Origin of the sequence: Croceibacterium sp. TMG7-5b_MA50, from assembly GCF_039830145.1 — a bacterium.
GTDB lineage: Bacteria > Pseudomonadota > Alphaproteobacteria > Sphingomonadales > Sphingomonadaceae > Croceibacterium.
This window is the reverse complement of the sequence record NZ_CP156082.1, coordinates 2588740-2602947: the sequence shown is the minus strand read 5'-3', so window position 1 is coordinate 2602947 and position 14208 is coordinate 2588740. Positions and strand designations below refer to the sequence as shown.

The window sequence follows — 14208 nt, the reverse complement described above, 5'->3', positions numbered from 1 at the left end:
AACTCCAGCTACTTCAAAGGGACATCAGCGTCAGGGGATCGGACATCGCTTCACGACCGACCTGACGCACCCACATTGGCTGAGCGGCGTGCCGATCCTTTAGGTCGCGCAGCGTTGCGGCCGGCAGATCCAACATGCTGCCTTCGACAAACCAGGCCGTGACCGGGGCGTCCGCAGGACCGATGCCGACCTGCCAGCGGGCAACGCCGGTTGCGGCCGGTACATCCGGCCACGACCATGCTCCGCTGATCCGTTCCGTCCACCGGAAGCGAATAGCGCCATCAGCCGCATCGACGCGGCGCAGATGCACCGGCGTCATAGGCCGGATCGAACCGCCGGTATTCGCGACGTCTGCCATCGCCGGCTCGTCGTCCGCCAGCCCGATCGCCGCAAGCCGCACCATGCCTGATGGCGGCACCTGACGCATGTCGATCGGAACCAGGGTTTCATCCAGCAGCACGAAGCCACCGCCCGCCGCCTGCCCCTGCCGCGCCGCCTGCTCGGTTCCGCCCCGTCCACGCAACAGGCCGGTCAGGCGCCAGCCTCCATTACCCAATGGATCGGCCTTTACGAACTGGATGATCTCCTCGCCGATCAGCGCACGATTGGCACCGGCCGCGAGATCATCGGCGCTGACGCTGTCCAGCGGCAGGTCGGCCGCGATCCGGACGTCCACGAAGCTGTCGCGGTCCAGCAGCATACTGCTCGATGGCGCCAAAGCCGTCAGCACCACGCCAACCCTGCTACGCGGCGCGCGGGCGTGGCCGACGGTGACAAGATCGCCATCATACTCGCGGTATAATGCCGCACCGGACCAGCCATTTGCATCGGCCGAAACCGCGGCATGGATCTGCCGCCCTTGGTCTGTGGCGGAGAATGGCGGTAGTTCCAGCGCGGCAAGGATCGTCGGGCCGGTCGGCTCGTCGGGCTGCGGCAGGGCAGCGCCGGCATCAGTGCCGGAAGCCTGCGCCGCGACCGGTGGCACGCTGACAAGCTCCACGACGACGCCTTGTGCATCCAGTTCCCAGGTCTCGACGCACCAACGCCCGGGGCGGTCCGGCAGTTGAACGATCGCTCCCGGCGCGATCTGCGGATCAAGTTCGACCATCCGCCACACGGCCCCGTCGGATCGCGCCTCGATCCGCTGCCGCATACGGTTTGCGAGCAGCCGGGCGGAGCCCGACTCCATCGTGCCGGCGAAGTCGAGCAGGTTGAAGCCTGGGCTGCGGGCTCCTGTCAGCTGCGTGCCGATCTGGTGGTCACGCGCCACGTCGTAATAGCGGATGCCTGCGGGTACGGCAGCCTCGGTGTTCCGGCGCGAAAGTCCGGCCAGCAGCAGGGTCCCGTCGTCCGCAACGTCGCTCGACAGTGCGGCCTCAGGCAGCATGATCGCCGCCTCCTCATCGCCGCAACCGGCGATCTCGATCCCCTTCTCACCATGCCGGATGCATAGCGGGTACAATTGGCCGATCTCGTCCAGTTGCCCCGCGAGGCTGCCGCCATCGTGGCTCCAGCCGATCAGACCCGGAAATGCGGTAGCTGCCTGCGCCTCCCCTCCCGCCGGCTCGATCACTTCGGCAAGGGTCACCTCCTCGTCGTCGGCTAAAATCTCGAACGTCAACGCCGGGATGCGGTTGCCGAACGATGCCAGCTGCAACCCCTCGAACACGCAGTAGGCGATGCCGCGAAAGGCGGGACAGGCGTCACCGATGTCGGCAGCGATCAGCGGGTCGGGCTGCTGGTCGCCATGACCTCCATGCACCCGCAGGACGCCGCCCACCTTCAGGTCGCCGGCTGCTCCGCGCAGCAGTTGACCATCGGCCCACACGCGCCCGAGACCGACGATCGGCCGGCTCGCCAGCGCCACGGCAAAGGAGACGGTGTAGCTGTACGAGGTCACGGCCGGCTGCCCCTTCCCGCCTCCATCCACCGCGCGCTGTTCGGCAAGCTCGGTTGCCCAGATGATGGTTCCCGGTGCCCGCACCCGCCCGAAATGCCGCGGCACTGCCTGACCATAGGCGGAGGTTGTCGCGGTCAGATCCTGCAGCCTTGCACCGTTCCGGATGGCAGAGCCGCCCAGCGTGCGATCGACCTGGTTGCCCAGCAACGCTCCGGCAGCACCGCCCAGCGGGCCGCCGACGGCTGTGCCCAGCGTGGAAAGAAGCAGTGTAGCCATGATGATGCACCAATCAGGTTAGTAGCCGCCATTGGCGCACAAGCGCCCATTCACTCGGCACGGGGCCGGACACGACCCGTCGCAGACCGGCATGGGCGTGAACGATGCGCACATCGTCCAGCACGATTGCGGCATGGAACTGCGCCGTTCCGACCCTGTAGACCAGGATGTCGCCCGCAGCTCGCCGGCCGCTCGCAGGCTGCAGGCCATGCTCCTCGGCCCGCCGGTCGAACGGCCGCAGGTGGGTTCGGCGCATTGCATAAGGTGGCACCGCGATTGGCCCGTCGACACATGCCGCCAACGCCGTCACCACCACACCCACGCAATCCAGGCCGTGCGCCCGGTCACGGCCACCTAGCCGAAACGGTACATCTACCAGCCGCTCGGCAGCTTCGGCAATCAGCCGCCTGCGCTCTGCCGGGCTCATCTCGCCATCCCGCCATGGCGGGTGACAAGATCGTTGCCCGGCAGGAACGGCTCGCCACGAAAGTTCACCGCATTGGCGAACCGGTCATGACATGTGGCCAGCGTCCGGTCGCATCCTTCGCGCACGATGACCGGGTCGCCAGGCGCCAGATCATGCGGCAACACCCGCCCCAGCAGCACCGCATCCTCTTCCACGCCGACGATCGGCAGGATCATGCCGGTCACTGCGCCATCGGCCAGTCGCATCCAGCCGCCCGCCAGCAGCTCCGCCGCCGGGCCATCGGCAAGGATGACCGCGCCTCGCTCCACATCGATGCTGCCGATCACCGCCTCATGCGTGTGCATCGCGGCGGACAAGGTGCAGCCAGGGCCGCAGAAGATGGCCCGGCACAGGGGAGTGGTACGCGGCACCACATCCACGTCCAGTGCCGCCTTCGCGCCCAGCAGTTCCGCCTGGAAGCCGCCCCGCCCCTGTGACACCTCGCCCAGCCTTCCACGATAGAGCACCATGTGCTCGCCCGTTTCCCAATCGACCAGGCCGACCCTGATCGTCGCATTGTCGAACCGCCCTGCCGCCAGATCATCCGGGCATAGCCCCGATGCGCACAGGGCACCGGCTACTTCCGCGCTGTCAGGCGACAGGTCGCGAGTGCGGCGGATGGCGCTCGGCACCATGCCGGGACTCGCCTGGTGGCACAGCCCTTCGATCCACAGGTCCCGATCATGATTGGTCAGCCCGATCGTGACTCCATCGCGTCGATCGATGCGCCAGAAGGTCGCGACACCTTCCAGCTCGCTGGCAAAGAACCGCCGCGTCATGTCGCTTCCCGTACCTCGACCAGCGGGACGGAGGGTGCTTCCCCCGCCGCAAAGGCAGCGCCCACGATGTCCAGCCGGTCGCTGGCGAAGCGCACGGGCACGTCGAACAGGAATCCTGCGCGAACCTCGCTACCCTCTGGCGGCGCATCGCGCAGCACGATCCGGCCGTGCTCCTCCAGCGACCACTTGTCGGTGACCACCCCGCCGACACTCACGCTGATGCTGCTGGCAACTGGCCGGGTAATCACGCGCTGCTGGGGGTCCGCTCCGCCATAGGTCTTTACCAGCCGGAACCGCGCCGATCTGCCGTCGCCGATGCCGATCAGCTGATCGAACGGGCCAGGCAAGCCGGTCATGCCGTTGCTGCTGTGATCGAACGGGTCACGCAGGCGGAAGCCGCGTGCGGCACCGCGCCGCGCCCGAAAGAAGGCGAGCAGCGTGCCCAGTTCCGCGTCAGACCGGATGCCGGGACCTACGTCGAAATGCAGGCGTGCATCCTGCCAGTGGCTGGCACGCCGCTCGTGCCCTGATGCAGTAAGTGACACGGAGGTAGAAAATTCCGCACTCACCCCCGCATCCTGGCCAAGTGCCAGAGGATAGGGCAGATCATCGAACGCCTGCATGTTGTCGTCTCCCGCAGGCCGCAGCCGCGTATAGCCATCCCGGTTGATCTGCGGCATCGCCCAGACGAAACGCCGCGGCACTCCGCGCGCTGCGGCCTCGTCCAGCCCTGCATCGATCAGCGGCCACATCCGGCTCGCATCGTCGGCCCGCAGCACGAACCCGGCCAGGTAATCCTGCACCGCCAACGGGTAGCTGAGCCGCTCCGCCATCGCGGCGTAGGCTGCGCGGCGATCCGCCTCGTGCCCTGCCGTAAGCCAGTCGTAATCCTCCAGCTGCAGCCGGTCATAGGCTGGCCACGCCCAACCCGTCGGGCAGTTCGCCCGCGGCAGTTCGGGGTGGTGCCGCGCCAGGATCGTCGGCGTGAACAGCAGCAGCATGACCTCCGCCACGCCGCCCGCCGCCGCGCGCACCGCGTCGCGCAGCGCCGCCGTGGAGGCGGCCAGCGCCTCGCCAGCCCGGTCCAGCACGGCCACCTGCGCCGGTGACATCGGTGCCGCCATGTCGGTGATTTCCGCCGCCTTGTCGCTGAAGGCCGACCGCGCCGCCGCATCGTACAACGCGACCCGGCCATCTGGCAGCGCCCACCACCATGGCTCGCCGATCTGGAAGGAGACCGGTACGTCAGCCTCCGCCATCAGCCGCACGAAATTGCCCGCCACCGCCTGCAGCCAGCCCATGGCGGCCGCGTTGCAAGGCGACAGCAACGCTGATGGCGGTTCCCATCCGGTCAGGCCGGGCGAACCGTCGGCGAACAATTGCCGCCACTCCGCGGGACAATGCTGGTCCAGCACCTCGTAGGACAAGGAGGCGATCGGCGCGAAGCGCAATGCTCTGGCCTTGGTGAAGAAGCTGCGGTGCCATGCTGTCGCAGGCCCGCACAGCGCACCGTCGCGCGCCACCTCCAGCCGACCGCCCTCTCCCGGCACCAGCCGGAAGAAGTGGCTCATGCCCAGATAATGCAGCAACGGTCCGCGATAGCCCAGCGCCCGCACGCCGCGCAGCAGCCGGGCAGGGGTGACATGGTAGCAATCGTCGTAGCCGCTCGCCGCATGCTCGCCATGCGGCGGCAACATCGCATCGCCCAGCGCAATCAGCGCCCGCTCGCCGTCGCAGCGGATTTGGCTCAGTTCGACCCACCCATCGATCCGCGCCGGCAACAGCCCGGCATCCGCCGGATCGTAGCCGGCCGGCACCAGGGAGATGAACATGCGATCGATCAACCGCGGATCGACCTGCGGCCCTTCAGCTTCCCATCCCGCCTTCAGGGCGGAGAATGGCAGCACGATGGTCGCGTCGTCCGGTGATCCTTCGGCATAGTTCCACAGCCGCACGAGCCAGGTCGCCTTGGCACCAGCGGCATCGCGACCCTCAATCGTCAGCGTCGGCCCATGCACCGCATCCAGCGGCAGCACGCCCCCGCTACGCCAGTGGAAGCTCAGCACGGTATGCGAATAGTCGCGGTCAGTGCCGTATCCGATCAGCGGGTGGTCATAGTTGTCGACGCTATCCCAGATCAGCCCGGCCAGCGCGTTCCGGTTGTGGAACTCGGCCTCGATACGCAGCGCGTCAGGCGCGGTGTCGACGATGCTAGCCATGCTCGGGCGTGGAAAGTCCACGCTCCAGAACCGCGGGTCGAACCGCTGCAGCCAGTCGGTCTGCTGCCCATCACGGCGGCGAGCAAGCCAGAATGCCATCGGACCAATCCTCTTTCTGTCAGACTGCGCGCAGGGAGCGGCGGATGTGGCTGGCGATCTGCCGCTGCGATCGGCGCAACGCGGTTGGCGCTTCCCCGCCGCGTGGCTGCTGCAATTGGATAGACACGCGCACCTCTCGCGGGACTCCTGCGGGTACTTCGACCCGCCCGGCCGCGGTCGGCACGAACATCTCCGGTCCGCGCTCGCCTACCCAATAGGGTCGGCCAGGCGACACTGGCCCGCCGGTCGCGCGACCCGGCAGGCCAAGCAGCGCGCCCGCGGCGCCAGCCAGCAACCCGGTCAGGGAGCCTTGCGCGCCGGTTGCGGCCGGGCCGACCAGTGAACCGATGCCACGCTCCACCGCACCTGCGGCAATCTCGTCCATGGCGCTCAGCGCGGCACGCTTCAGGTCATCGAACCCCAGGCTGCCCCGGCGGATCGCACCCAGCAGGCCGCGCTCCAGCGCGGCGCCGGCCTCTGCGCCCGCGCTGTCCACCGCGCTTACCAGGGTGCCGCGCATCGCTTGCAGATCGGCGCGCAGGCCCGCCGTGCTGGCGCGCACATCGATCATCAGCGTTTCGGTTTCGTCATCCATGATCCCGCTCCAGCAATTGATTCAGTTCGCCGCGGCCAAGGCCCTGCACGGCCCCAGCGGGTGTCTGCGGTGCCAGGATGGCGGCTACCTCCGCCGGGGTGGCGGTCCAGAACTCGTCTGGCCGCCACCCCAAAACGGCCGGGACCAGCCCGGCCAGCCGCGCTGCGACAGCGGTGAAGGAGCTCACTCAGGCCCCCTGCAGGATCTGGCGCAGCAACATGGCAAGGGGCCGGGCACATGCCGCCAGCCCCTGCGCCACTACCGCCTGCCCCACCGCCTCGCGCGCAACCTCATCCCTATCTGCCAGGCAATGCCAGAACAACGCGGCCATCTCGTCCAGCCGCAAGGCCCCGTCGCTTGCCCGGTCAACCAGCGCGAACAGCGAGCCCAGCTCCGCCTCGGCCGCAACCAGCGCGGCAAAGGTCGGGCGCAGCAGATGCGGTACGCCGCCAATCACCATTTCAGCCTCGCCGCGGATGGGATTTGCCGCCGGACCGGCGATCACGCCGGCACCACCGGACCACTGCTCTCCAGCTGCAGCGTGTAGTTGCGCTCGCCATTGAAATCGCCGGCATAGTCGAGGCGCTGCACTAGGAACGTGCCCTGCAGCTTCTCGCCATGCTCGAACGACAGCTCGTATGGCGCCACGGTGCCGGCCAGCGCATGGGCGCGAATGGCGTTCTCCGCCTCGCTGCCCAGGAAAATGCCCGCCGCGCTGACCGAGACGTGGCGCGAACCGGCACCGGACAGCAGCTCGCGCCAGCCGCCCGATTCCTTGTGCGTCACCACCACGGCATCGCCATTGATCGACATCTGCGTCGTCCGCAGGCCGGCAACGGTACGATAGGTGGATTCTTCCCCCGCGATCTTCAGCAGGAAGGCGGAACCCTTCTGGGCAGTCATGGCAGTTCTCCTGAAAGCATGCGGAATCGGTATTCCAGCAGGATGGCGCGGTCCTGCCGGGGGCGCTGTTCGGCGCGGGCCCGCAGGAAGGTGATGCTCACCACCTGCCAGCCGGGCTGGCGGCGGGGCAGGCTTTCAACCCGCCGTTCAATAGCTGCAACGACACGACCGGCTTCTGCCGGTTCGTCGCCGCGAGAACGGTATTGCAGCGCGATCCGCACCTCGCGGCCATGCTCCGTCTTGGTGCTCCAGTCGGTACTGGCGCTTGCCACCAGGCCGATAGAGGGTGCGCTGACCTGCCGCGGATGCTCCTCCGCCACGATGTTCACCGCCTCGGCCAGCACCGCGTCGGTCCGCAGCCAATCGATCAGCGCGATACGCAGTTCGTTTTCCATCAGGGGTCCCTTCAGTCGGTGCGCGCTTCCAGCGGCCACAGCATGTCCGGCCGGTGCCAGGCGCTGCTGGCGCCGGCGCGCCGCTCCGCATTGGCGTGAGCGATCTGCTCGGCCTTGATCGTCAGTCGCTCGATCGCGGCATCTGCGCCGCTTGCGAATGGCTGGTTCATCGCAGGCGCAACCGGCGCCATGGTTGCCACAGCGCCACCACGCAGGCCGGCGGAGCGGTGCGCGCCGCCGCGGTGCCACGCTGCTCGAACTGGTCGGCGGCAAGGCGCACGATTCCGTGGCGCAGGCTGGCAGGCAGGGTCGACCATTCGCCGGCCAGACCCGCGACGAAGCGGACAACCGCCACGCCGCCGCCATCGCGCAACAGCCGCACGCGGCCGCCGCCCTCACTCTCGAGGTCGATCGCGTAATCGGCCACCGGCATGGTGGACAGCGTGCCGGCCGCGTCGCGCCGGTCCACCTGCAGGATCGACTGCACGGGCCGGGTGCGCAGCGCCTGCCATCCGGTACCCGGTGCCAGCATTTCCTCGCATGTCGCCGACAACGGCATCAACCCGGTGAACGCCTCGCACATGTCCGTGGCGGCATGCAGCAGGGTGGTCAGGTAGGAATCGTCGCGCGTGGTGGTGATGGCGAGCCAGGATTTGAGCTCGTCGAGAGCCGCGCCCGCCATGTCGGCCGGCGTGACGATTGCCCGCTTCATGGCGGTCTCCATGTCTGGAAGAAATCCGATGCGTCCGTGCGGCCGACCCGTTCGAGCGGGCGGCATGGGCGCAAGCAAAGCGGGTCGGCGCGGGGAAAGGGGCACCCTTCGCCGACCCGCCAGCTGCTCGCTTATGCTTCGATGCGCAGCAGCTTGATGGCGTTCGAATCCAGCACCTGGCCGCCCACGCGCTTGGTGGCGTAGAAGTGGACGAACGGCTTGTTCGTGAACGGATCGCGCAGGATGCTCGTCGCGGAACGCTCCGTGATCAGATAGCCGGCCTGGAAGTTGCCGAAGGCGATCGGATATTCGCCGATGTCGATGTCGGGCATGTCCTCGGCCTCGATCACCGGATAGCCCAGCAGGCGGTCGGGCTGCCCCTCCGACAGGCTCGCCTGCCAGACAAAGGCGCCATCGGCCGTCTTCAGCTTGCGCAGCTCCGCCAGCGTCCGGCTGTTCATCAGCCAGCACGCACCCTGGCGCAGGTTCGACTTCAACGAATGGATCATGTCCACCAGCTTCAGGTCGGGCCCGACATCGAAACCGTCATCGGCGCCGGATTTGATGTATTCCAGCGTGCCGAAGGCGCGCTCGTCATCGCGCATGTCGGCCGTCGGCATCCGCAGGATACCCAGCGGCTGGTTCTTGCCGGTGCCGTTGATGAAGGCTGCGCCTTCCGCGCGGGCGAACTCGACTGCGATCTCGGCAGTCAGCCAGCTTTCCAGGTCGAACGCGGCATCGTCCAGCATGGTCTGGCTGGCGGCCGGGTTGGCATACAGCTCGCCGCTCGGCGGGCTCACCTCCTTGAAGGCGGAGGTATTGGTCGCAGGACGCGGCGCCATCTCGCTGACCCAGCCACTGGCCGCACCGCCGGTGCTCACCAGCTTGCGGTAACCGGCGCTGCCGACGCTCACCACCTGCGCCACCTGGCGAAGCGGGCTGATCGCCTTCACCGTTGCGGCGATCGCCACATCGATCTCGGAAGGCACGGCAAAGCCGCCTTCGGTCCCGGTCGCGCTGTTCAGGCCCTTCAGCTCGGTCTCGCGGCCCTGCCGCAGGTAACCCTCGACGAAGCCCTTGACCTCGACACCGCGCTCACCGGCGGCCAGCGCAACGCGCGAAACGCCGGTGCGGCCCAGTCGGGCAATACGGGCCTTCACCTCGTCGATCTCGGTACGCAGCTCGGCAATGGCATCATCGGTGCGGTCCTGACGCGCGACGATGTCGAAGGACGCGGCCAGCACGTCCTGATCGTTGGGGGAACTCATGTGGCACTAGCCTTTCGGTTGGGAAGAATTCGTCGCTGCAGGCGCAGCGGGGATGCAGTCGGTGGTCAGCGGGTTGGCCGGCCTCGATCGGGGCCGGGGCGATCCGTTGCCCCGGCCCCACCGACCTGCCGGCGCGGCTCAGGCCGCGGCGCGCACCAGGTCCTCGCCCTCACCCTCGATGAAGCCCATCGGCTGGTTCGGCGGGCAATCGTGGATGGCGGCACCCATTTCGCGACCCATGTCGCTTAGGCCGCCATGCACGCGGGCCAGGTCGCTGCCGGCTGCCAGCAGGGTCTGCTGCGACTTAACCAGGCGCAGCAGGACTTCGTGGCCGGAGAACGGGCCGGCTTCCTCGATGTTCTGGCGAGCGGTCAGCAGCGTCGCGAACAGCGCGTTGTGCTTCAGCAGCGCTTCGTCCAGCGCTGCCTCGGCGGCGCGCAGGTCACGGGTGATGCGGAGGCCGGCGACGGGCATGGTCATGGTCATGGCAGGTAGTCTCCATTGATGCCGGGCGGCGCCCGGCGGGGTGGGTTGTGAACAGGGGATGGGTCGGGGCAGGCAGAGTGCCGCCAACCGGAAGTTTCCGTTCCGGTTGGCGGCTTGCGACGGGTTCACCCGATCAGGTGAACCCGCGCTCCCGGCTGGAGCGGGCGGGTGACGAGGCTGACCTCGAACAGGTCGATGTCCTCAAGCAGGCGTCCAGCGGGGAAAGCGGTTGCGGCACGCGCGAAGTAGCCGAACGACAACCCGCTTACACGGCGGGCGGTCAGCTCGGCGGCGGCGCGGCTCAGCGGGTTGTCGATCTGGGCGATCACCCGCAGGCCACGGGCGTCTTCCGCCAGCAGCTCCACCGTGCCGATCCGCTGCTGCGGGCGATGCTGCCAGAACAGCGGCACCGGCTCGCGGCGGGCGGCCAGCGTGCGAGCGAAGGCTCCCGGACGGATCACGTCGCGGGCACCGTCAGGGATATCGAACAACGCGGCATAGCCGGCGAAGCGCAGGGGTTTGTCGATCGCCGTCATTTCAGCATCTCCGGCACGTTCAGCCGCACCGCGATGCCGATCAGCAGCACCGCCATCAGCCCGCGCACCAACCATTCGATGGCCGCCTTCCACGCGCTCGACTTCGCCGCGCGCCACGCGCCCAGCAGGTCGCGCAATTCGTCGATGTCGTCCTGCGCGCGGTCGTCGCCCAGGTTCAGCCGGGTCAACACGCGCTCGGCGCCCAGCTCGCTCGCTTCCTCGATGATGGCGCGCAGCGTCACCAGATCGGCGCCGCTTGCGCCGGCCTGGGCGATCAGCCCAGCCAGCATGTCCTCGCGCCGGGTCACCGCACCGGCTCCCCGCCCTTGCGCGGCGGCAGGCCCAGCAATGCGCGCTTCTCGTCCGCGTCTAGGAAGTCCGCGCCGCTCACCTGCGCCCACAACCGCTCGCGATCCTCGGCGAGCGCCGGCACGCGATCCAGGTCCACCGCCAGGCTCAGCCGCGGGAACCACGGCGTCAGCCCTTCCTGCAGGCCGGTCAGGATCTTTCCCGCCAGCGGCAGCAGCGTCAGCCGCCACAGCGCTTTGCTCGCCTCGCGGTAATTGGCGTAGGTGTTGTCGCCCGGCAGGCCCAGCAGCATCGGGGGCACACCGAACGCAAGCGCGATATCGCGCGCCGCTGCCGCCTTCAGCTCGGCGAAATCCATTTCCGCCGGGCTCATCGACAGGCTCTGCCACTGCAGGCCGCCTTCCAGCAGCATGGGACGCCCGGCATTGCCGCTGCCGCTGAACGCCTGGGCCAGTTCCTCCTTGAGCCGGTCGAACTGCTCAGGGGCCAGATGGCTGCTGTCGCCATTGGCATAGACCAGCGCGCCCGACGGGCGGGCCGCATTGTCCAGCAGCGCCTTGTTCCAGGCAGCCGCCGCATTGTGGATCTGCACCGCACCTTCGGCGGCGGACAGGCAGCCGGCGCCGTAATGGTCGTCCGCTGGGTGGAACGCCTTCAGGTGAATCACCGTGGGCCAGCCATCGGCATCCTCCACCGGCAGGCGCACCGTGCTGCCGCCCACACCATAATCATAGGCGACGGGCCAGCCGTCCGCGCCGGCCACCACCGCCATGCGTTCGGGCCGCAGCGCGAACAGCTCAGCCGGGGCGCCGTTCTCGTCGCGCATAATCTGGACGAAGGCGTTGCCGTGCAGCACCAGCTGCGCGGCCAGCGTCTCCAGCAGCGACTGCCCGGCCGAATGCGCCCCGATCAGGCGGCGGACGCGGGCATCGCTGATCGTCAGCGGCGCCGCGGCGACGCCGTCGGCGACGATCCGGACCGCGCGCTGGGCCACCGGATTGTCCAGGAAGGCGTCGCGCACGCCGCGGCGATATTCGAACGCGATGCGCGCGGGCTGCACGCCCAGCGCCATCGCATAGGGCGGGACGTAGCCATGCGTCAGCGGCACGCGCGTCCCGCCGCCCGCCTTGAAGGCGGAGCGCAGGCTATCGAAAAGAGACATTGCCCGAGTTCCTTGTGGCAAAGAAAAACCGGCCGGCTCCGTCAGGAGCGGCCGGTCCAAACCGTCAACTTGGGTGGCGACGGGGTTACAGCTGCAATACGCGCGGCGGCCGCCTTGCCTCGCCTTCGACCAGGTCCATCATGGCCCAGATCAACGCGTCGGCCCGGTCGGGGCTGCGCCCCGGTCCTTCATAACCGCCGCCCATGATCATGCCGCACAGCTGGTCCTCCAGCGTCGGAAACACGCCGACATGGTGGACCTTGCCGCCTTCGTACAAGGTCGACACGGGCTCGGCCCGGGCGCTCTTGCTGGTGGTGGCCTTCACCTGTTTGACCGGCATCTGGCAGTCGGCGGCACGCAGCACGCTTTCCACCATGTCGCCGCCCTGGTTGCTCTCGGCGACTACGCGGCAGGCCTGCCATTCGGTGACCGTGGCTGCCACCGCCCTGGCCCAGCGTTCGGGGCTGGCCTTGGCAACGCTGACATCCGCCAGCACCACATAGCGTGGACCTTCCAACACGCCCGCCACCACGATGCCGCATTCGTCGCCGCGGGCACTGGCTGGCGGGTCGACGCCCACTACCACCCGCTTCAGCACGCCGGGCACCAACGGGATCCGCAGCCGCTCGATCAGCGCTCGGCTCCACAGCGCGCCTTCCACGTCGGTCAGCAACTCGCCGTTCAATTCCTGCCGACCCAGCGTGGTGCCGCCATACTGCTCCTGCATGTTCAGCAGGTAGCTGGCGGGCAGGTTGCGGGCATTGTCCATTGTGCTCCCCTGGATCAACACGCCGCCCGGCTTTTGCGCCTGGGCATGCAGCCTGCGGACGAGCGGCACCGCGCGGGGCGTGGTCGTGGCCAGCACGCGGGGGTTCGTGCCTAGGCGCATGCCCAATTGCAGGTTGTCCCAGGCCATGGTCGCCCGTTCCCCCGTGCTGTCCCACTTGCCGATCTCGTCGCACCAGGCATGCGAATGCTGTGGTCCACGCAAGGAGTCGGGTTCCGCCGCGGAGTACAGATATGCCTGCGCCCCGCTGGGAAAGGTGATCCGGCGCAGCGACGGTTCGAACCGTGGGGCCGGCCACAGCGGCGGGCTGCAGGCCAGCACGCCGTTGTCGCCCTCCACCATCACCGCCCGCACTTCAGGCAGGTTCGCTCCGACCAGCGCGATGCGGGCATGGGGGTCGGCCTTGGCCACTTCTCGCACCCATTCCGCGCCGGCCCGGCTCTTGCCGAAGCCACGCCCAGCCATGATCAGCCACAACCGCCAGTCCCCCAGCGGCTGGAGCTGCTCGGCCCGGGCATGCAGGCGCCAGTGATATAGCAGCATGGTGCGCTGCTGCGGGTCCATTCCGTCCAGCAATGCGCCAAAACTTTCATCGTCCAGGCCGCGCCAGAATCCCTGCCGCTCGGCCACCAGCAGCCGCTCGTCAGGCGATGTCATCTTGCACCTGCAGCGCCGCTGCGGCGGCCGCCAAGGCCGCATTGTCCACCCGCCGGCGTTCGCGCAGTTCGTCAAGGCGCGCATCGATGGCGGCGATCACCGCCGCTTCGCTGCCCAGCCCCGCGGCCCCGCCACCTTCCGCCTGCTGTCGCTGCCGGTGGGCGGACAGGATGCGGAAGCCGGTCGCGATGTCGTATTTGCGCTTGGCGCCGGTCTCGTCCTGCTCTTCCACCCGGCCGCTGCGCAGCCGGTAGAGCAGCTCCAGTTCCAGCCGGTCGTACCCGTCATCCAGTGCGGCCTGCCAGGCTGCGGCGAAGTCGGGGTTCTCGGCCCGTACGCGGTGCACCGTCGACACGCTGACCTCCGCCGCCGCGGCGGAGACGTCCACATTCGATGTCTCGCTGAGGGTGGTCAGAAATCTCTGCCGCTCGTCATCGGACATGCAGCTGCTGCGGCACGCCTCCGGCGCGCCGTCTCCGGCCTGTGTCATGAAAACCCCCGTGATTGATGTGGGCGCCACCCTCGCGGCCGCTGCGTGGCGGCGGGTGCGTCCCGAATCGGTCTATCGCGATGTTCCTCTTCACTAACCAAACAGCGTGACGATGTCAAGCATGAATAACCATTGTGGTTCGTGAACCTTGCTTGCCGCAGGTGCGAAG

Annotated in this window: 18 protein-coding genes; all 18 read right to left on the bottom strand. The window is 68.4% G+C overall.

Annotation, left to right across the window (positions count from 1 at the left end; all coding sequences use genetic code 11):
- Positions 1-13: 13 nt before the first annotated feature.
- Positions 14-2176 carry a hypothetical protein gene (locus V5740_RS12210; protein WP_347302751.1) on the bottom strand — a complete coding sequence of 721 codons (2163 nt, stop codon included), beginning with the start codon at positions 2174-2176 and terminating at the stop codon, positions 14-16.
- A gap of 13 nt (positions 2177-2189) precedes the next feature.
- Positions 2190-2603, bottom strand: coding sequence for an NlpC/P60 family protein (locus tag V5740_RS12205; RefSeq protein ID WP_347302750.1), 414 nt, complete (start codon positions 2601-2603; stop codon positions 2190-2192).
- Positions 2600-3421 (bottom strand): DUF2163 domain-containing protein, encoded by an 822-nt coding sequence (locus V5740_RS12200; RefSeq protein ID WP_347302749.1) that lies wholly within the window; start codon positions 3419-3421, stop codon positions 2600-2602. Before V5740_RS12200 ends, V5740_RS12205 begins: the two co-directional genes overlap by 4 nt.
- A complete protein-coding gene (locus V5740_RS12195) occupies positions 3418-5739 on the bottom strand; it encodes a DUF2460 domain-containing protein (RefSeq protein WP_347302748.1) in 2322 nt (773 codons plus the stop codon). The genes V5740_RS12200 and V5740_RS12195 overlap by 4 nt, the downstream gene beginning before the upstream one ends.
- Positions 5740-5758: 19 nt before the next feature.
- The gene (locus V5740_RS12190) at positions 5759-6334 is read right to left on the bottom strand and encodes a tail tape measure protein (protein ID WP_347302747.1); all 576 of its coding nucleotides are present in this window, start codon (positions 6332-6334) and stop codon (positions 5759-5761) included.
- Complete coding sequence (locus V5740_RS12185; RefSeq protein ID WP_347302746.1) at positions 6327-6521, bottom strand: phage tail assembly chaperone; 195 nt, start codon at positions 6519-6521, stop codon at positions 6327-6329. Before V5740_RS12185 ends, V5740_RS12190 begins: the two co-directional genes overlap by 8 nt.
- Positions 6522-6839 carry a gene transfer agent family protein gene (locus V5740_RS12180; RefSeq protein WP_347302745.1) on the bottom strand — a complete coding sequence of 106 codons (318 nt, stop codon included), beginning with the start codon at positions 6837-6839 and terminating at the stop codon, positions 6522-6524.
- Complete coding sequence (locus V5740_RS12175) at positions 6836-7237, bottom strand: phage tail protein (RefSeq protein ID WP_347302744.1); 402 nt, start codon at positions 7235-7237, stop codon at positions 6836-6838. The genes V5740_RS12180 and V5740_RS12175 overlap by 4 nt, the downstream gene beginning before the upstream one ends.
- A complete protein-coding gene (locus V5740_RS12170) occupies positions 7234-7632 on the bottom strand; it encodes a DUF3168 domain-containing protein (RefSeq protein WP_347302743.1) in 399 nt (132 codons plus the stop codon). Before V5740_RS12170 ends, V5740_RS12175 begins: the two co-directional genes overlap by 4 nt.
- Positions 7633-7643: 11 nt before the next feature.
- Positions 7644-7802, bottom strand: a complete 159-nt coding sequence (locus V5740_RS12165) for a hypothetical protein (RefSeq protein ID WP_347302742.1) — start codon at positions 7800-7802, stop codon at positions 7644-7646.
- Positions 7799-8344 (bottom strand): phage head-tail connector protein, encoded by a 546-nt coding sequence (locus V5740_RS12160; protein ID WP_347302741.1) that lies wholly within the window; start codon positions 8342-8344, stop codon positions 7799-7801. The genes V5740_RS12165 and V5740_RS12160 overlap by 4 nt, the downstream gene beginning before the upstream one ends.
- Positions 8345-8475: 131 nt before the next feature.
- Positions 8476-9612: a phage major capsid protein gene (locus V5740_RS12155; protein ID WP_347302740.1), complete on the bottom strand. Its 1137-nt coding sequence runs from the start codon at positions 9610-9612 to the stop codon at positions 8476-8478.
- A 138-nt stretch (positions 9613-9750) separates the two neighbouring features.
- Complete coding sequence (locus V5740_RS12150; protein WP_347302739.1) at positions 9751-10098, bottom strand: hypothetical protein; 348 nt, start codon at positions 10096-10098, stop codon at positions 9751-9753.
- A 125-nt stretch (positions 10099-10223) separates the two neighbouring features.
- The gene (locus V5740_RS12145) at positions 10224-10634 is read right to left on the bottom strand and encodes an HK97 family phage prohead protease (RefSeq protein WP_347302738.1); all 411 of its coding nucleotides are present in this window, start codon (positions 10632-10634) and stop codon (positions 10224-10226) included.
- Positions 10631-10924, bottom strand: a complete 294-nt coding sequence (locus V5740_RS12140) for a DUF6127 family protein (RefSeq protein WP_347304520.1) — start codon at positions 10922-10924, stop codon at positions 10631-10633. Before V5740_RS12140 ends, V5740_RS12145 begins: the two co-directional genes overlap by 4 nt.
- A gap of 14 nt (positions 10925-10938) precedes the next feature.
- Complete coding sequence (locus tag V5740_RS12135; protein WP_347302737.1) at positions 10939-12105, bottom strand: phage portal protein; 1167 nt, start codon at positions 12103-12105, stop codon at positions 10939-10941.
- A gap of 85 nt (positions 12106-12190) precedes the next feature.
- Positions 12191-13549: a terminase family protein gene (locus V5740_RS12130; protein ID WP_347302736.1), complete on the bottom strand. Its 1359-nt coding sequence runs from the start codon at positions 13547-13549 to the stop codon at positions 12191-12193.
- Positions 13536-14039, bottom strand: a complete 504-nt coding sequence (locus V5740_RS12125) for a hypothetical protein (RefSeq protein ID WP_347302735.1) — start codon at positions 14037-14039, stop codon at positions 13536-13538. Before V5740_RS12125 ends, V5740_RS12130 begins: the two co-directional genes overlap by 14 nt.
- Positions 14040-14208: the final 169 nt, after the last annotated feature.